Source organism: Pseudomonas sp. 478 (assembly GCF_003254125.1).
Classification (GTDB): Bacteria; Pseudomonadota; Gammaproteobacteria; order Pseudomonadales; family Pseudomonadaceae; genus Aquipseudomonas.
Window position 1 is genome coordinate 38,134 of sequence record NZ_QKZG01000017.1, and the last position, 16,729, is coordinate 54,862.

Below are 16,729 nucleotides of genomic sequence, written 5' to 3' on the forward strand. Positions count from 1 at the left end.
GTGATGCGCTGGATGCTGCTGTTGTTCATGAGCCTGAGCCTGCCGGTTCTGGCCGATCTCGACTACTCACTCAAGCCCCGACAGATCGCCGAAGACACCTGGCTGCTGGAAGGCAGCACCGATAATTTCGCCAAGGCCAACGGCGGCAACATCGTCAACACCGCATTCATCGTCACCGAGCAGGGTGTGGTGGTGATCGATACCGGGCCGTCGAAACGCTACGGCGAAGCGATGCGCAAAGCCATTGCCGCGATCACCGATAAACCTGTGATCGAGGTGCTGCTGACCCATCATCATCCTGATCATGTACTCGGCAACCAGGCCTTCACTGACGTGCCGATCGGCGCGTTGGCCGGCACCACCGAACTGTTGCATCAGCAGGGCGATGCCATGGCCGAAAACATGTATCGCCTGGTGGGCGACTGGATGCGCGGCACCGAAGTGGTGTTGCCGACCCGGACGCTGACGCCCGGCGTGCAAAGTTTTGGGAATCACGATCTGCGTTTGCTGGGCCTGGGTGGGCACACGGGCGCGGATCTGGCTATTCTCGACCAGAAAACCGGTGTGCTGTTTGCCGGGGACCTGGTGTTTTACCAACGGGCGCTGACCACGCCCAACAGTCCGGGGCTGTCGGTTTGGCTGGCGGACATCGCCACGCTTCAAGGCTTGCCATGGACGCTGATCGTCCCCGGCCATGGACCGGTGGCCAGCGATCAACAACCGTTCGAGCAAATGCGCGACTACCTGAGCTGGCTCGACCAGCTCATGCGCGATGGCGCCGCCAATGGCAGTGATATGGCCGAGATGATCCGCAGCCCCATTCCCGAACGGTTTGCCGGGATCAGCCTGAGTCGTTACGAGCTGATCCGCAGCGTCAGCCATTTGTACCCGCGCTACGAGCGCGCACAAATGCCCCGAGTCGATTCCACCGCGAACAAATGATCAACAAAAATCCCCTGTGGGAGCGGGCTTGCTCGCGAAGAGGCCCTCACTTTCACCATTGATGTCGCCTGACACACCGTCTTCGCGAGCAAGCCCGCTCCCACAGGGGCCAGTATCGATCTATATACGGTATTCATCTCATCCGACCCGGTACTAAGGAACTAGCAATCTCAGCACTGCGGGCAATTGTTCCAAGGGCGGCGGCGCCCAAGAATCTGCACCAGACCGGGAAAATTTACCGGGTATAACAAAAAACTGCAGAGGTAGCCGTCATGACCCAACCCGCACGTCGCCAACCCTTCGTCTTGAGTGTGCTGCTCAGTGCCATGCTGTTGTCTGGCTCGGCATTGGCCGGCGTCACTGATAAAGACATCCTCCAGGACCCCAAGAACCCGGAGCAGATCGTCACCAACGGTCTGGGCGTCCAGGGTCAACGCTACAGCCCGCTGGACACGCTCAACGTCAACAACGTGAAGGATTTGCGGCCGGTCTGGGCATTCTCCTTCGGCGGTGAAAAACAACGCGGTCAGCAAGCACAGCCGATGATCAAGGACGGTGTGATGTACATGACCGGTTCCTACTCGCGGGTGTTTGCGGTGGATGCGCGCACCGGCAAGAAGCTCTGGCAATACGATGCGCGCCTGCCCGATGACATCCGCCCTTGCTGCGACGTGATCAACCGGGGTGTCGCGCTGTACGGCGACCTGGTGATCTTCGGCACCCTCGACGCCAAGCTTGTGGCCTTGAACAAGGACACCGGCAAAGTCGTCTGGAGCAAGAAAGTCGCGGACCACAAGGAAGGCTATTCCATCAGCGCCGCGCCGTTGGTGATCAACGGCAAACTGATCACCGGTGTCGCCGGTGGCGAGTTCGGGGTGGTGGGCAAGATCGAAGCCTACGACCCGAAAAACGGCGACCTGCTGTGGACCCGTCCAACCGTCGAAGGCCACATGGGCTACACCTACAAGGACGGCAAAGCGGTAGAGAACGGCATCTCCGGCGGTGAAGCCGGCAAGACCTGGCCCGGCGACCTTTGGAAAACCGGCGGCGCGGCGCCTTGGCTGGGCGGTTACTACGACCCGGAAACCAATCTGCTGCTGTTCGGCACCGGCAACCCGGCGCCATGGAACTCGCACCTGCGTCCTGGCGACAACCTCTACTCCTCGTCGCGTCTGGCGCTGAACCCGGACGACGGCACCATCAAGTGGCACTTCCAGAGCACGCCTCACGACGGCTGGGACTATGACGGCGTAAACGAGCTGATCTCGTTCAACTACACCGAAGGCGGCAAAGAGATCAAAGCCGCCGCGACCGCTGATCGTAACGGCTTTTTCTACGTGCTGGATCGCACCAACGGCAAATTCATCCGCGGCTTCCCGTTCGTGGACAAGATCACCTGGGCCACCGGCCTGGATAAAGACGGCCGGCCGATCTACAACGAAGCCAGCCGCCCAGGCGCACCGGGCACTGAAGCCAAAGGCAGTTCGGTATTCGTAGCACCAGCATTCCTCGGTGCGAAAAACTGGATGCCGATGGCCTACAACAAGGACACCGGACTGTTCTATGTGCCGTCCAACGAATGGGGCATGGACATCTGGAACGAAGGCATCGCCTACAAGAAAGGCGCGGCGTTCCTCGGTGCCGGTTTCACCATCAAACCGTTGAATGAAGACTACATCGGCGTGCTTCGCGCCATCGACCCGAAAACCGGCAAGGAAGTCTGGCGCCACAAGAACTACGCGCCGCTGTGGGGCGGGGTACTGACCACCAAGGGCAACCTGGTGTTCACCGGCACGCCGGAAGGTTTCCTGCAGGCGTTCAATGCCAAGACCGGCGAGAAAGTCTGGGAATTCCAGACCGGCTCCGGCGTACTCGGCTCCCCTGTAACCTGGGAAATGGACGGCGAACAGTACGTCTCGGTGCTGTCCGGTTGGGGCGGCGCCGTACCGCTGTGGGGCGGCGAAGTGGCCAAGCGCATCAAGGACTTCAACCAGGGCGGCATGCTCTGGACGTTCAAGCTGCCGAAAGACCTGGTGGCCAAGCATTAACTCTGAGTCCACCGCATACCCCTTGTGGGAGCGGGCTTGCTCGCGAAAGCGGTGTGTCAGTCACATCAATGTTGGATGTGCCGCCGCCTTCGCGAGCAAGCCCGCTCCCACATTGGATTTGCGCAAACCTACTACCAAATAACGAGAGTCCTCCTGCCAACGGCGCATTCGTCTGGCGCGCAGGGCTCTCTACTATCGGTTCATCGCCTGTTTGCCCGACAGGCATCGACCCAGACAGAGGCCCACCATGATCTACGCACAACCTGGTACACCTGGCGCCATCGTTACGTTTAAACCGCGCTACGGCAATTTTATCGGCGGCGAGTTCGTCGCCCCGGTCAATGGTGAGTACTTCACCAACTCCTCGCCGGTCACCGGTGAAGTCATCGCCGAATTCCCTCGCTCCAACGCCGCGGACATCGAAAAAGCCCTCGACGCCGCGCATGCCGCCGCTGACGCCTGGGGCAAGACCTCGGCGCAAGACCGCTCACTGGTGCTGCTGAAAATCGCCGACCGCATCGAGCAGAACCTGGAAATCCTCGCCGTCACCGAGTCCTGGGACAACGGCAAAGCCGTGCGCGAAACCCTCAATGCCGACGTGCCGCTGGCCGCCGACCATTTCCGTTATTTTGCCGGTTGCATCCGCGCTCAAGAGGGCGGTGCCGCCGAGATCAACGAGCTGACCACCGCCTATCACTTCCACGAGCCGCTGGGCGTGGTCGGACAGATCATCCCATGGAACTTCCCGCTGCTAATGGCCGCCTGGAAACTCGCCCCGGCCCTGGCCGCCGGTAACTGCGTGGTACTCAAACCCGCCGAGCAGACGCCGCTGTCGATCATGGTCTTCGCCGAACTGATCGCCGATTTGCTGCCACCTGGCGTGCTGAACATCGTTCAGGGCTTCGGTCGTGAAGCCGGTGAGGCGCTGGCCACCAGCAAGCGCATCGCCAAGATTGCCTTCACCGGTTCCACCCCGATTGGCGCGCACATCATGAAATGTGCGGCCGAGAACATCATTCCGAGCACGGTCGAACTGGGCGGCAAGTCGCCGAACATCTTCTTCGAAGACATCATGCAAGCCGAGCCGCAATTCATCGAGAAGGCCGCTGAAGGTTTGGTGCTGGCGTTCTTCAACCAGGGCGAAGTCTGCACCTGTCCATCGCGAGCGCTGGTGCAGGAGTCGATCTACGACGACTTCATGAAAGTGGTGATGCAGAAGATCGTCAAGATCAAGCGCGGCAACCCGCTGGACACCGAAACCATGGTCGGCGCCCAGGCGTCCGAGCAGCAATACGACAAGATCCTCTCGTACCTGAAAATTGCCCAGGAAGAGGGTGCCGAGCTGCTCACCGGCGGCGCGGCCGAGCGTCTTGAGGGCGATTTGTCGACGGGTTATTACATCCAGCCGACCCTGCTCAAGGGCCACAACAAAATGCGTGTGTTCCAGGAAGAAATCTTCGGCCCGGTGGTGGGTATCACCACCTTCAAGGACGAAGCCGAAGCCCTGGCGATTGCCAACGACAGCGAGTTCGGCCTCGGCGCCGGTCTGTGGACCCGCGACATCAACCGTGCCTACCGCATGGGCCGGGCGATCAAGGCCGGGCGTGTCTGGACCAACTGCTACCACCTGTACCCGGCCCATGCCGCGTTTGGTGGCTACAAGAAGTCCGGTGTCGGCCGTGAAAACCACAAGATGATGCTCGACCACTATCAGCAGACCAAAAACCTGCTGGTGAGCTACGACATCAATCCGATGGGGTTCTTCTAACCTGACAGGCACCCCCCCCCTGTGGGAGCGGGCTTGCTCGCGAAGGCGGCGGCACATCCAATATTGATGTGACTGACAGACCGCTTTCGCGAGCAAGCCCGCTCCCACATTGGTTTTATGTGTACTGAAAAACCGCGCAACACCCCCTACCAATGCACGCCGCCACCTCGTTCGAAAGTAGCATTCGGGTGCCTGGCGCCCCGTGCATTAATGGCTTTACCGGAATCGTCCGGCACAAGAAGAGGATTGACCCATGTGGACTAAACCCGCGTTTACCGATCTGCGCATTGGCTTCGAAGTGACGATGTATTTCGCCAACCGCTGATTGTTCACCCGGCCAGCTGTTGCGTTGGCCGGGCCTGCCTTCTGGAGCATTGCCCATGCACATTCGCGTTCTCGGATCCGCCGCTGGCGGTGGTTTTCCGCAATGGAATTGCAACTGCCGCCAGTGCGCCGCGATGCGCAATGGCAGCCTGCGGGCCCAACGTCGGACCCAGTCCTCGATTGCCCTGAGCGACAACGGTGTGGATTGGGTGCTGTGCAATGCTTCACCGGACATTCGCGCGCAACTCGAGAGTTTCGCGCCGCTGCAACCGGCGCGCCGGGTGCGTGATACCGCGATCGCCGGCATCATCCTGCTGGACAGCCAGATCGACCATTGCACCGGCCTGTTGAGCCTGCGCGAAGGCTGCCCGCATCAGGTCTGGTGCACCGAACGGGTCCATGAAGACCTGAGCAGCGGCTTTCCGTTGTTCACCATGCTCAAGCACTGGAATGGCGGGTTGCAGTGGCAACCGGTCGGACTGGACCGCGAGCCCTTCAGCATTCCGGCGTGTGCGCACCTGAGATTTCGCGCGATCCCCTTGGTCAGCAACGCACCGCCGTACTCGCCCAATCGCGGCAATCCGCAGCCGGGCGACACCATTGGTTTGTTTATCGAAGACCGGCGCAGCGGTGCTTCGCTGTTCTACGCTCCGGGCCTGGGACAGGTCGACGACGAGGTTCTGAGCTGGATGCAACGCGCCGATTGCCTGTTGCTGGACGGCACCTTGTGGCGCGACGACGAGATGCGAGTCTGCGACGTCGGCCAGAACCTGGGCAGTGAAATGGGTCACCTGTCGCAAAGCGGCCCCGGCGGCATGCTCGACATCCTTGAAGGCTTCACCCGCCAGCGCAAGGTGCTGATCCACATCAACAACACCAACCCGATCCTCGATGAAGACTCCGCCGAGCGGGCGCTGCTGGAGCGGCGCGGGATCGAAGTGGCCTTTGACGGCATGAGTATTGAGCTGTAGCGGAGGGCCCCTTCGCGAGCAAGCCCGCTCCCACAGGGTTTTGTGTACACCGAAGACCCCTTGTGGGAGCGGGCTTGCTCGCGAAGGCGCCAGCGCAGACACCGCAGAGCTACCCCGGAGAACCGCAATGACTGACACCCCAATGTCCCCCCCCGAATTCGAAGCAGCCCTGCGCGCCAAAGGCGCCTACTACCACATCCATCATCCATTCCACCAAGCCATGTACGCCGGCCGATCAACCCGCGAGCAGATTCAAGGCTGGGTCGCCAATCGCTTCTACTATCAGGTCAACATCCCCCTGAAGGACGCCGCGATTCTCGCCAACTGCCCGGACCGCGACGTGCGCCGGGAATGGCTGCAACGAATTCTCGACCACGACGGTGCCCCCGGCAGCGAGGGCGGCATCGAAGCCTGGCTGCGGCTGGGCGAAGCGGTGGGACTGGATCGCGAGCAGATCCTCTCCCAGGAACTGGTGCTGCCCGGTGTACGTTTCGCCGTCGACGCCTACGTCAATTTCGCCCGTCGGGCCTGTTGGCAGGAAGCCGCCAGCAGTTCGCTGACCGAGCTGTTTGCACCACAAATCCACCAATCGCGACTCGACGCCTGGCCGACCCATTACCCGTGGATCGACGTCGGCGGTTACGACTATTTCCGTACTCGCCTGAGTCAGGCGCGACGGGATGTCGAGCATGGCTTGCGCATCACGCTCGCGCACTACGTCACGGTCGAAGGCCAGCAACGCATGCTGGAAATCCTGCAATTCAAGCTCGACGTGCTGTGGAGCATGCTCGACGCCATGAGCATGGCCTACGAGCTGGAGCGCCCGCCGTATCACAGCGTCACCACGGAGCGGGTCTGGCACCGGGGGATTGCCCTGTGAGCCTGATCAACCGCGAACAATCACCATCGCTGCGTCAGGGTTTTCGCCTGCAATGGGAACCGCGTCAGGACTGTCACGTGCTGCTGTACCCCGAAGGCATGATCAAACTCAATGTCAGTGCTGGGCAGATCCTTGAACTGGTGGACGGCCAGCGCAGCGTTGCAACGATCATTGATCGACTGTCTGAGAGTTTCCCCGGCGTACCGGGGATCGACGAAGATGTGCTGGCGTTTCTGGAGGTGGCCCATGCTCAATTCTGGATCGAGTGACTCGCCTCCGGGCCCGCCGCTGTGGCTGTTGGCGGAGCTGACCTACCGTTGCCCGCTGCAATGCCCGTATTGCTCCAACCCGCTGGACTTTGCCCAGTCAGGCGAAGAGTTGAGCACCGAAGAGTGGATCCGGGTGTTCCGCGAAGCCCGGGAGATGGGCGCCGCGCAACTGGGTTTTTCCGGTGGCGAGCCGTTGGTTCGCCCGGACCTGGCCGAACTGATCAAGGCCGCCCGGGACATGGGTTACTACACCAACCTGATCACCTCGGGCATTGGCCTGACCGAGCAGAAAGTGCGCGATTTCAAGGTCGCGGGGCTGGACCATATCCAGATCAGTTTCCAGGCCGCTGACGAGGCGGTGAACAACATGCTCGCCGGTTCGCGCAAGGCCTTTGCCCAGAAACTCGCCATGGCCCGTGCGGTGAAGGCCCAGGGCTACCCGATGGTGCTGAACTTCGTCACCCATCGGCACAACATCGACCAGATCGCGCAGATCATCGACTTGTGCCTGGAACTGGAAGCGGATTTCGTCGAGTTGGCGACGTGCCAGTTCTACGGCTGGGCCGAGCTCAACCGGGTTGGTCTGTTGCCCACGCGCGAACAATTGCAGCGTGCCGAGCGCATCACTAACGAATACCGCGAGCGTCTTGAAGCGCAGGGGCATCCGTGCAAGCTGATCTTCGTCACCCCGGACTACTACGAAGAACGCCCCAAAACCTGCATGAACGGCTGGGCCAACCTGTTTCTCGACATTACCCCCGACGGTACGGCATTGCCTTGCCACAGCGCCCGACAGTTGCCGGTGCAGTTTCCCAATGTGCGCGAGCACAGCATCGAGCACATCTGGACTGATTCTTTCGGTTTCAATCGCTTTCGTGGCGATGACTGGATGAAGGAACCGTGCCGCTCCTGCGATGAAAAGCACAAGGACCTGGGCGGCTGCCGCTGCCAGGCATTCATGCTGACCGGCGACGCCGCCAACGCGGACCCGGTGTGCAGCAAATCCCCGCACCACGGTGTGATTCTCAAGGCCCGCGAGGAAGCCGACGCACCGGGGCTGGGCATGGAACACCTGACGTTGCGTAACGAGAAGGCTTCGCGATTGATCTACCGCGGATGAATCGAGAGCTGACACAGATCCCCCTGTGGGAGCGAACTTGCTCGCGAAAGCGGTGGGTCAGTCGACATCAATGTTGAATGTAATGCCGCCTTCGCGAGCAAGCCCGCTCCCACAGGGGATCTGCAGTGGATACAGGATCTTGCTACCCATTGGTCTGATTGCATTCACCGCCGGATGCTTTAGTGTGGACATTACCTTCCAAAACAATAAAAACAGGCTTTCCAATGAGCCAGAGTCTCAGTCAACTGCGTAAATTCGTTTCGCCTGAAATCATCTTTGGTGCCGGCTGCCGGCACAACGTCGGCAATTGCGCCAAAACCTTTGGTGCCCGCAAGGTGCTGCTGGTCAGCGATCCCGGTGTGATTGCCGCCGGTTGGGTCGCCGATGTCGAGGCCAGCCTGCAAGCCCAGGGCATCGAGTACGTCCTGTACAGCGCGGTCTCGCCCAACCCTCGGGTCGAAGAAGTGATGCTCGGTGCCGATCTGTACCGGGAAAACCATTGCGATGTGATCGTGGCCGTCGGTGGTGGCAGCCCGATGGATTGCGGTAAAGGCATCGGCATTGTTGTCGCCCATGGGCGCAGCATTCTCGAATTCGAAGGCGTGGACACCATCCGCGTCCCCAGTCCGCCGCTGATCCTGATTCCGACCACCGCCGGGACCTCGGCCGATGTCTCGCAGTTCGTGATCATCTCCAACCAGCAAGAACGCATGAAGTTCTCCATCGTCAGTAAGGCGGTGGTCCCGGACGTGTCGCTGATCGACCCGGAAACCACCCTGAGCATGGACCCGTTCCTGTCGGCCTGTACCGGCATCGATGCGTTGGTGCATGCCATCGAAGCGTTTGTGTCCACCGGTCACGGGCCGTTGACCGACCCCCATGCACTGGAGGCGATGCGCCTGATCAACGGCAACCTGGTGCAGATGATCGCCAACCCGCACGACATCGCCTTGCGCGAGAAAATCATGCTGGGCAGCATGCAGGCCGGGCTGGCGTTCTCCAACGCGATCCTCGGCGCGGTGCACGCGATGTCCCACAGCCTCGGTGGCTTCCTCGATTTGCCCCATGGCTTGTGCAACGCGGTGCTGGTGGAGCACGTGGTGGCGTTCAACTACAGCTCCGCACCTGAGCGCTTCAAGGTGATCGCCGAGACCTTTGGCATCGATTGCCGTGGCTTGAATCACCGGCAGATTTGCGGGCGTCTGGTGGAACACCTGATCGCGCTGAAACACGCCATCGGCTTCCACGAAACGTTGGGACTGCACGGGGTCAGCACGGCGGACATTCCGTTCCTGTCGCAACACGCCATGCACGACCCGTGCATCCTGACCAACCCGCGCGAGTCCAGTCAGCGTGATGTCGAGGTCGTCTATGGCGAAGCCCTCTGACGAACAGCAACGGGCGCTGGCGGGGTTACTGGGATTAGGCAGCCATTCGGCGCGCAAGAGTCATTACCCGGAACTGGCTGCGCGCCTCGACGAGCTGGAAGCTGAGCGCAATCGCTACAAATGGCTGTTCGAAAACGCGGTCCACGGGATCTTCCAGGCCAGCCTCCTGGAAGGCATGCGTGCCGCCAACCCGGCACTGGCGCGGATGCTCGGCTACGACAATCCCCAGGAGGTGCTGTTTTCCCTGGCCGATCTGGCGAGCAACCTGTTTGTCAACGGCGCGCAAGAGCTGGAAAACATCGGTGAAATGCTCAAGCGCGAGCGCAGTCTGCTTGGCTACGAAACCCAATTGCGGCGCAAGGATGGCAGCAGCGTCGACGTGTTGATGAACCTGTTGCTCAAACCTGATCAGGAAGGGCTGGTGGAAGGTTTTGTCGCCGACATCACCGAACGCAAACTCGCCCAGCAGCGTCTGCAACAACTCAATGATGAACTGGAGCAGCGGGTCACCGCGCGCACCGACGAGTTGCTGGAAGCCAACCGTAACCTGCAACAGCAGATCACCCAGCGTAAACAGATTGCCCAAGCCTTGCGCGATGCCCGGGATGCCGCCGAAGCCGCCAATCGCAGCAAGGACAAATACCTCGCCGCCGCCAGCCACGACCTGCTGCAACCGCTCAATGCCGCGCGTTTGCTGATCTCGACTCTGCGCGAACGCAAGCTTCCCGACGTCGAACAGGTGCTGGTGGAGCGGACGCACCAGGCGCTGGAAGGGGCGGAGGATCTGCTCACCGATTTGCTGGATATTTCCCGGCTCGATCAGGCAGCGGTCAAACCGGACATTGCGCTGTACCGCCTCGACGAATTGCTCGCGCCGTTGGTCTCGGAGTTCCAGTCAGTGGCCCAGGCCGCAGGGTTGAACCTGCGGGTGCATATGGGCGATTACGCCATCAGCACCGACCTGCGCCTGATGACGCGGATCCTGCGCAACTTCCTCAGCAACGCCTGCCGCTACACCGACGAGGGCAGCATCCTGCTGGGGGCCAGACGCCGGGGTGAAATGCTGCGCCTGGAAGTCTGGGACACCGGGCGCGGGATCGCGGCGGACCGACTGGATTCGATCTTCCTCGAGTTCAACCAACTGGACGTCGGCCGCGCCGCCGACCGCAAGGGTGTGGGCCTGGGGCTGGCCATCGTTGAACGCATCGCCAAGATCCTCGGCTATAAAGTCGGGGTTCATTCGCTGCCAGGACGCGGTTCGATGTTCAGCATCGACGTGCCGATTTCCCATGAGGTTCCGCTGCCGATCAGCCTGGCGGCACCACAACCCGGCACCGGCAATCCATTGCCTGGCCGGCGTTTGCTGGTGCTGGACAACGAAGTGAGCATCCTCGAAAGCATGAGCGCGCTGCTCGGGCAATGGGGCTGCGAAGTGGTGACGGCCACCGATGAATTCTCTGCACTGGCTGCCTTGCAGGGACGACCGCCGGAACTGATTCTGGCGGACTACCACCTCGATCACGGGGTGGTGGGCTGTGACGTGGTCAGGCATTTGCGCGAGCATTACCACCAAGCGATTCCGGCGGTCATCATCACCGCCGACCGCACGGATCAGTGTCGGCGCTCATTGCAGCGACTCGACGCACCGCTGCTGAACAAACCGGTGAAACCCGGCAAGTTGCGTGCGGTGCTGAGTCAGTTGCTGGGGTAGCGATAGTGCAGGCTGAAACCGAGCTCGACTGACTCGCCTTGCTCCAGCAGTCGCAACCCCGGTCGACCGGGCAGGTGATGCGCGTTGACCGGATGGCTCACCGGTTCGATACAGAAAAAATCCAGGCCCACCGGGCAGTAGAGCAGGAAGTAATCGCTGCCGGTGGCCCGGCATTCCAGCTCATAACCCAACGCTGGCTGGCGGATCAGGCAATGGCCGTCCCATTCGCAGAAGCCGTTGTCGACCAATGTGCCGGGCAACGTCTTGAGTGACTGGAAATCCCATTCGGCCGGCACCGCACTGAGGTGTGTCGGCAGTTTGGTCCCGTCACACAACCATACTTGCCGGGCTTGTGCCTGCAACTGGGTGCCTGTGGTACGCGGAAAGTAAGGGTGTAAACCGAGCCCATGCCAGGCAGGACTTTCGGCCAGATGAGTGACCTTAAGATCAATGCTCAGTTTGCCGCCGCTCAGATGGAATCGTTGCCGGGCGCGATAGGCGAAGGGCGTGGTGCTGTCGAGTTGCAGCACGACTTCATCACGCGTCTGCGAAACCACCTGCCACGGCTGTTGCCAGGCACTGCCGTGAATCGGCAGGGGATCGGTGAGGCTGTTGGGTGTCAGTGCCAGCCAGCCCTCGGGGCATTCAAAACCGCCTTCTGAAATTCGGTTCGACCACGGTGCCAAGGGAAAGCAGCCGAGTTTGCCGGGCAGACCGGTGTTCAGTGCATAGGCATCGCTGTGGCGTAAGAGTGGCAGACCCGTGCCGCGCACACTCCAGTTGACGATGCTGCCACCAAGTTCGGGGGCTAGGGTTAGGTGGGTGAATTCGTCTTCGAGGTTCAGCAACATTGGCGTCATTCAATTGAACTCTAATGTGAGAACACCGCTGGGCCCTGCTGCCCTGTGGTGAGGGGATAAATCCCCTCACCACAGGGCAGCAGCTACACGGGGTTTATGCCTTGAACAACGGCTCCGGCAAACCTTTCACCCCGGGATTGAGGGCGAACACACCGCCGGCCAGTGACTGCTCGTCATGGTCGTCGCCGGGGCGGATCGAGGTCACGAACAGGGTGTCCAGGCGACTGCCGCCGAAGGCGCACATGCTCGGTTTTTTTACCGGTACGGCAAGGGAACGGTCCAGTCGGCCGTCGGGGGTAAAACGGTGAATCAGCCCGGCGTCATTGGCGCAAATCCAGTAGCCGCCTTCGGCATCGACCGCGGCGCCATCGGGACGACCAGGGAACTGATGCATGTCGACAAACAGCCGCCGGTTGGACGGCGTGCCGCTGTCAGTGTCGTAATCAAAGGCCCAGATTTGCTGGATCAGAGGATGAGAGTCAGACAGGTACATCGTCCGCCCATCCGGGCTGAAACCCAGGCCGTTGGGCACGATAAACCCGCTGAGCTGCGCCTCGAGTGGCCCGCGTTGCCCGGCGCTGTAGCGGTAAAGCATGCCGTCGGCAGCGTTGGCGCCCATGTTCAGCACCATACTGCCAGCCCAGAAACGCCCCTGACGATCACAGCGACCGTCGTTCAGACGCATGTCTGTGCGGGCGTGTTCGACCGGTGCCAGAAGATTGCTGTCGAGGCTGCCATCGTTATGCGGGTGCAGATGAAAGAACCCGCTTTCCATCCCGGCAACCCAGCCGCCGTCGCGGTGACGTGCAATGCAGGCGAGCATCTGCGGTGCTCTCCAGGCATGGACATGGCCGGTTTCGGCGTTCCAGCGCTGAAGTCCACCGGCAGGAATATCGACCCAATACAGGGCGTTTTCCTCAGGCACCCAGACCGGGCATTCACCGACTGCGTTGCGGGCATCGACAATCAATTCGGCTTGCATGACAGCTCATCCCCTCGGGTTTTTGTTGTCGGGATCAAGTGAGGTACGCGGGTTCAGTCGCCGAACGGGCCGGACGCGACAAACGCACCCCCCTGGTAGACCCGTGCCGGGTCATCAGCGGCTGGCATCGGTTGGGCTTCGACTTTTTCGCGGAACACTTCGGAGCTGTCCTGAGGTTCATAACCCAGGCAGGTGGCGAAACGGTTGTCCCACCAGACGTTCTTGTTGTCGGACATGCCGTAGACCACGGTGTGACCGACATCAGGGGCATACAGCGCACATTCGAGCAATTGAGTCAGATCGCCGAAGCTCAACCAGGTGCTCATCATTCGGCGGTTCAGCGGTTCCGCGAACGAGGAGCCGATGCGCACGCTGACGGTTTCGATGCCGTAGCGATCGAAGTAGAAACTGGCCATGTCTTCGCCATAGGACTTGGACAAGCCGTAGTAGCTGTCCGGGCGGCGAGGGGAGTGGGCGTCGATGACTTCATCCTGCTTATAGAAGCCGATCACGTGGTTGGAACTGGCGAAAATCACCCGCTTCACACCATGGCGGCGAGCGGCTTCATAAATGTGGAACACACCGCAGATATTGGCGCCGAGGATCTCTTCGAACGAGTGCTCAGTTGAGACGCCACCGAAGTGCAGGATCGCGTCCACGCCTTCAACCAGCTGATGGACTGCTTGCTTGTCTGCCAGGTCGCAGGGTACGACTTCTTCACGGTCATCGATGGCCGGGGCGATGTCGGCGATGTCCGACAGGCGAATCACATTGGCGTAGGGCCGCAGGCGTTCGCGCAGCACTTTGCCGAGGCCACCGGCGGCACCGGTCAGGAGGAGACGATTGAAAGGAGCGCGGGCATTAGTTGTGATGGTCATGGAAGTCCCTGAACAAGCAGTCATTGTTATTGAATTTGTTGTAGGTTGTCGTACGACTTGGCTGAAGTATCGTTAGGGTCTAAGGCCGTTGTCAACGCGGCATCGGTTGAAATTGACGGAGGGTCATCCCTTACCCCCTAGCCACAGTGGTTGAGTCAGCCTTGCAAAAGATGTTCGCCTTTACAGCAACGAGATCGGGTAGTTGATGATAATGCGGTTTTCGTCGAATTCGTTGGTGCTGAAGTCCTTGCGGATCGACGCGTTACGCCATTTGACGTTGAGGTTCTTCAGCGCGCCGCTCTGCACGGTGTAAGCCAGTTCTGACTCGCGGCCCCATTCCTTACCGTCGGTGATGGTGCCTGTGTGCACGTTATCGCCGCTGATGTAGCGGTTCATCATTGTCAGGCCGGGAATGCCCAGCGCCACAAAATTGTAGTCGTGGCGCAGTTGCCAGGATCGTTCCTTGGCGTTGTCGTAGCTGGAGTTGTAGCTGTCGTTGGCCAGGATGCCGCCGCTGGTGCCGTTGACCCGCATCCAGACATCGTCGCCGGTGAGTTTTTGCAGGCCGACAAAGAAGGTGTTGCCGCCATATTTGGCCGAGAGCATGGCGAACGCGGTTTTGTTGTCGAGGTCGCCGGCCAGGGCGCTGCCGTCTTCCTTGCCGATGAAGTAACCAAGGTTGGCGCCGAGGGTCCAGTCGCCGATGGGCTGGCTGTGGCTCAGGTTGAAATACTGCTGCTGATAAATGTCGCTCAGTTGCGCGTACCAGACGCCGACCTGGGTGCGCTTGTCGTTGAACGCATATTCACCGCCGCCAAAGTTGAAACGGTCCGAGGTGAAGGCAGCGGATTTTCCGTTCATGAACATGTCTTCCATGCTTGCATCGTTGCGCGGGCTGTTGGCGCGGAACTGGCCGCCGTAGAGCGTCAGGCCACTGATCTCGGTGGACGTCACCTGACCACCGCGAAAGGTTTGCGGCAGGGAGCGGCCGTCGTCGGAGCGCAGGATCGGCAATACCGGCATCCATTCGCCGACCTTCAATTCGGTTTTCGAAACTTTACCTTTCAGCGCCACACCCAGGCGCCCGAAGTTGTCGGCAGGGCGGCCATCGTCATGAATCGGCAGCAACGAGGTGCCGCGCGTGCCTTTGCCACCGTCGAGTTTTTCCGAGTACAGGCCCAGCACATCCATACCGAAACCGACGGGACCCTGGGTGAATCCGGATTTGGCATCGAGGATGAAGCTTTGGGTCCACTCTTCAGCCTTGCCCTGCGGGTAGGCCGGGTTCGTGAAGTTGCGGTTGATGTAGAAGTTGCGCAGGTTCAGCGTGGCTTTGGCGTCATCGACGAAACCTTCGGCATGGCTGGTCATGGGCAGGGCGAGGGCCAGGCTGCTGCAACCGATCAGGCTCAGGGTGTGACGGCGTGCGAAAGTTGGGCGAGGGGTGCAGGCGGAGGAATTGCGGACGAGCTTGCTCACAGTGACGCTCCCGTGTTTCTTGTTGTTTTTATTTTTCGTTATACGTCGTCGTACAACATCGGGGCGGATTATTTGCAAGTGTTACGGGGAATGTCAATCAGAAGTTGTACGATGACCTGGCTCGGTCAGGCGTATATCGAACAACCCTGTGGGAGCGGGCTTGCTCGCGAAAGCGGTATGTCAGTCAGCCAATGTGTTGAATGTGACGCCGCCTTCGCGAGCAAGCCCGCTCCCACATTGGATTGTGTTTAGCTCACGATCATCGGGGGCATGGTGCCCAGAAGTGAAACCGCTGCCACCGCTCCCATCCCAAGCAACCATTCGAAGATGACGCTGCTTTTCAGAGCAGTCGGACGCTGCTCGCAATCGTTGATCCGCAGCCGATTGAACAACGCCAATCCCAGCATCGCAGCGACCAGCACAACCTTGATCAACAGTATCAGCGCAAACCCGGACAGCAACGGCGTTGGCCAGAACTGCCCGGTGAGTACCCGCACGTTGATCAACCCGGTCATCACCAACCCCGCCACCAAGACGTAACCAATGCCGCTGAAGCGTTGCAAGGTCGCCTTGATGGAATGCACTGTCGGCTGCCGCAGGATCATCACCAACAACATCAAGCCGCCGAGCCAGGCGCCGACGCAGGTCAGGTGAATGATTTGATTGAGGATCAACAATTGGCCGTTGAGGCCATCGAGCATGGCCCCGTGGCCGACCGGGGCGAGGGTGGCCAGCAGCAGGCTGGCGAGGCCGATTCGCAGGGGCAGGTTTGCACGCAAGGGTGTCATCAGCAGCGCGACCAACAACGCATTGAGCAGCAAATGCCAGCGCCAGACCTGGCCGAAAAATGTATTGCCCAGCACCAGTCGCAGGGTCGTCGGATCGAATGCCGCTTCCCACGAACCGGCCATGCTGGCGGTGATCAGCAGCAACCAGCTAACGCCAGTGACCAACGCCACCGCCGCCAGCCAGCGGGTTGTTTTCGTCAGTCGCTGATCCAGATGTCCAGCGTCGCCATTGACCAGCAGAGGCCTGAACACCCACGCCCCGAACAACATCAGCACGACGGTGAAATGCAGAAAACGGCACAGCACCAGCGCGCTCGTCAT

Annotated in this window: 15 protein-coding genes; 10 read left to right on the top strand and 5 right to left on the bottom strand. The window is 60.6% G+C overall.

Annotated features, from left to right (window positions below; all coding sequences use genetic code 11):
• Positions 1-3 precede the first annotated feature (3 nt).
• The 10 genes from DFS28_RS27100 (at position 4) to DFS28_RS27160 (ending at position 11,421) form a co-directional block, all read left to right on the top strand.
• The gene (locus DFS28_RS27100) at positions 4-942 is read left to right on the top strand and encodes a quinoprotein relay system zinc metallohydrolase 1 (protein ID WP_111452223.1); all 939 of its coding nucleotides are present in this window, start codon (positions 4-6) and stop codon (positions 940-942) included.
• A 272-nt stretch (positions 943-1,214) separates the two neighbouring features.
• Positions 1,215-2,990 carry a PQQ-dependent methanol/ethanol family dehydrogenase gene (locus DFS28_RS27110; RefSeq protein WP_111452224.1) on the top strand — a complete coding sequence of 592 codons (1,776 nt, stop codon included), beginning with the start codon at positions 1,215-1,217 and terminating at the stop codon, positions 2,988-2,990.
• Between the two features lie 247 nt (positions 2,991-3,237).
• A complete protein-coding gene (locus DFS28_RS27120) occupies positions 3,238-4,758 on the top strand; it encodes an aldehyde dehydrogenase family protein (RefSeq protein WP_008149755.1) in 1,521 nt (506 codons plus the stop codon).
• Positions 4,759-5,011: 253 nt separating this feature from the next.
• The gene (gene pqqA / locus DFS28_RS27125; RefSeq protein WP_003253598.1) at positions 5,012-5,083 is read left to right on the top strand and encodes a pyrroloquinoline quinone precursor peptide PqqA; all 72 of its coding nucleotides are present in this window, start codon (positions 5,012-5,014) and stop codon (positions 5,081-5,083) included.
• Positions 5,084-5,138: 55 nt separating this feature from the next.
• Complete coding sequence (pqqB, locus tag DFS28_RS27130) at positions 5,139-6,053, top strand: pyrroloquinoline quinone biosynthesis protein PqqB (protein ID WP_111452226.1); 915 nt, start codon at positions 5,139-5,141, stop codon at positions 6,051-6,053.
• 127 nt (positions 6,054-6,180) lie between these two features.
• Positions 6,181-6,933 (top strand): pyrroloquinoline-quinone synthase PqqC, encoded by a 753-nt coding sequence (gene pqqC / locus DFS28_RS27135; RefSeq protein ID WP_111452227.1) that lies wholly within the window; start codon positions 6,181-6,183, stop codon positions 6,931-6,933.
• Positions 6,930-7,202, top strand: a complete 273-nt coding sequence (pqqD, locus tag DFS28_RS27140) for a pyrroloquinoline quinone biosynthesis peptide chaperone PqqD (RefSeq protein WP_111452228.1) — start codon at positions 6,930-6,932, stop codon at positions 7,200-7,202. Before pqqC ends, pqqD begins: the two co-directional genes overlap by 4 nt.
• The gene (gene pqqE, locus DFS28_RS27145) at positions 7,180-8,322 is read left to right on the top strand and encodes a pyrroloquinoline quinone biosynthesis protein PqqE (protein ID WP_111452229.1); all 1,143 of its coding nucleotides are present in this window, start codon (positions 7,180-7,182) and stop codon (positions 8,320-8,322) included. Before pqqD ends, pqqE begins: the two co-directional genes overlap by 23 nt.
• 224 nt (positions 8,323-8,546) lie before the next feature.
• Positions 8,547-9,710 carry an alcohol dehydrogenase-like regulatory protein ErcA gene (ercA, locus tag DFS28_RS27155; RefSeq protein ID WP_074876193.1) on the top strand — a complete coding sequence of 388 codons (1,164 nt, stop codon included), beginning with the start codon at positions 8,547-8,549 and terminating at the stop codon, positions 9,708-9,710.
• Positions 9,694-11,421: a NahK/ErcS family hybrid sensor histidine kinase/response regulator gene (locus tag DFS28_RS27160; protein WP_111452231.1), complete on the top strand. Its 1,728-nt coding sequence runs from the start codon at positions 9,694-9,696 to the stop codon at positions 11,419-11,421. The genes ercA and DFS28_RS27160 overlap by 17 nt, the downstream gene beginning before the upstream one ends.
• Here the strand turns inward: DFS28_RS27160 and DFS28_RS27165 are convergent.
• The 5 genes from DFS28_RS27165 to copD all read right to left on the bottom strand — a co-directional run bounded on the left by DFS28_RS27165 (position 11,406) and on the right by copD (position 16,729).
• Positions 11,406-12,281: an aldose 1-epimerase gene (locus tag DFS28_RS27165; protein WP_111452232.1), complete on the bottom strand. Its 876-nt coding sequence runs from the start codon at positions 12,279-12,281 to the stop codon at positions 11,406-11,408. The genes DFS28_RS27160 and DFS28_RS27165 overlap by 16 nt on opposite strands.
• A gap of 94 nt (positions 12,282-12,375) precedes the next feature.
• Entirely contained in the window at positions 12,376-13,263 is an 888-nt protein-coding gene (locus tag DFS28_RS27170; RefSeq protein WP_111452233.1) for an SMP-30/gluconolactonase/LRE family protein, read from the bottom strand.
• A 53-nt stretch (positions 13,264-13,316) separates the two neighbouring features.
• Positions 13,317-14,141, bottom strand: coding sequence for an NAD(P)-dependent oxidoreductase (locus DFS28_RS27175; RefSeq protein WP_111452234.1), 825 nt, complete (start codon positions 14,139-14,141; stop codon positions 13,317-13,319).
• Positions 14,142-14,321: 180 nt separating this feature from the next.
• A complete protein-coding gene (locus tag DFS28_RS27180) occupies positions 14,322-15,620 on the bottom strand; it encodes an OprD family porin (RefSeq protein WP_111452235.1) in 1,299 nt (432 codons plus the stop codon).
• A 248-nt stretch (positions 15,621-15,868) separates the two neighbouring features.
• Positions 15,869-16,729, bottom strand: a complete 861-nt coding sequence (copD, locus tag DFS28_RS27190; protein ID WP_111452236.1) for a copper homeostasis membrane protein CopD — start codon at positions 16,727-16,729, stop codon at positions 15,869-15,871.

Excerpts from the sequence above, each read along its gene's own strand:
- DFS28_RS27100 (WP_111452223.1), top strand. The coding sequence starts at position 4 with ATGCGCTGGATGCTGCTGTTGTTCATGAGCCTGAGCCTGCCGGTTCTG.
- DFS28_RS27110 (WP_111452224.1), top strand. The coding sequence starts at position 1,215 with ATGACCCAACCCGCACGTCGCCAACCCTTCGTCTTGAGTGTGCTGCTC.
- DFS28_RS27120 (WP_008149755.1), top strand. The coding sequence starts at position 3,238 with ATGATCTACGCACAACCTGGTACACCTGGCGCCATCGTTACGTTTAAA.
- pqqB (WP_111452226.1), top strand. The coding sequence starts at position 5,139 with ATGCACATTCGCGTTCTCGGATCCGCCGCTGGCGGTGGTTTTCCGCAA.
- pqqC (WP_111452227.1), top strand. The coding sequence starts at position 6,181 with ATGACTGACACCCCAATGTCCCCCCCCGAATTCGAAGCAGCCCTGCGC.
- pqqE (WP_111452229.1), top strand. The coding sequence starts at position 7,180 with ATGCTCAATTCTGGATCGAGTGACTCGCCTCCGGGCCCGCCGCTGTGG.
- ercA (WP_074876193.1), top strand. The coding sequence starts at position 8,547 with ATGAGCCAGAGTCTCAGTCAACTGCGTAAATTCGTTTCGCCTGAAATC.
- DFS28_RS27160 (WP_111452231.1), top strand. The coding sequence starts at position 9,694 with ATGGCGAAGCCCTCTGACGAACAGCAACGGGCGCTGGCGGGGTTACTG.
- DFS28_RS27165 (WP_111452232.1), bottom strand. The coding sequence starts at position 12,281 with ATGACGCCAATGTTGCTGAACCTCGAAGACGAATTCACCCACCTAACC.
- DFS28_RS27170 (WP_111452233.1), bottom strand. The coding sequence starts at position 13,263 with ATGCAAGCCGAATTGATTGTCGATGCCCGCAACGCAGTCGGTGAATGC.
- DFS28_RS27175 (WP_111452234.1), bottom strand. The coding sequence starts at position 14,141 with ATGACCATCACAACTAATGCCCGCGCTCCTTTCAATCGTCTCCTCCTG.
- copD (WP_111452236.1), bottom strand. The coding sequence starts at position 16,729 with ATGACGAGCGCGCTGGTGCTGTGCCGTTTTCTGCATTTCACCGTCGTG.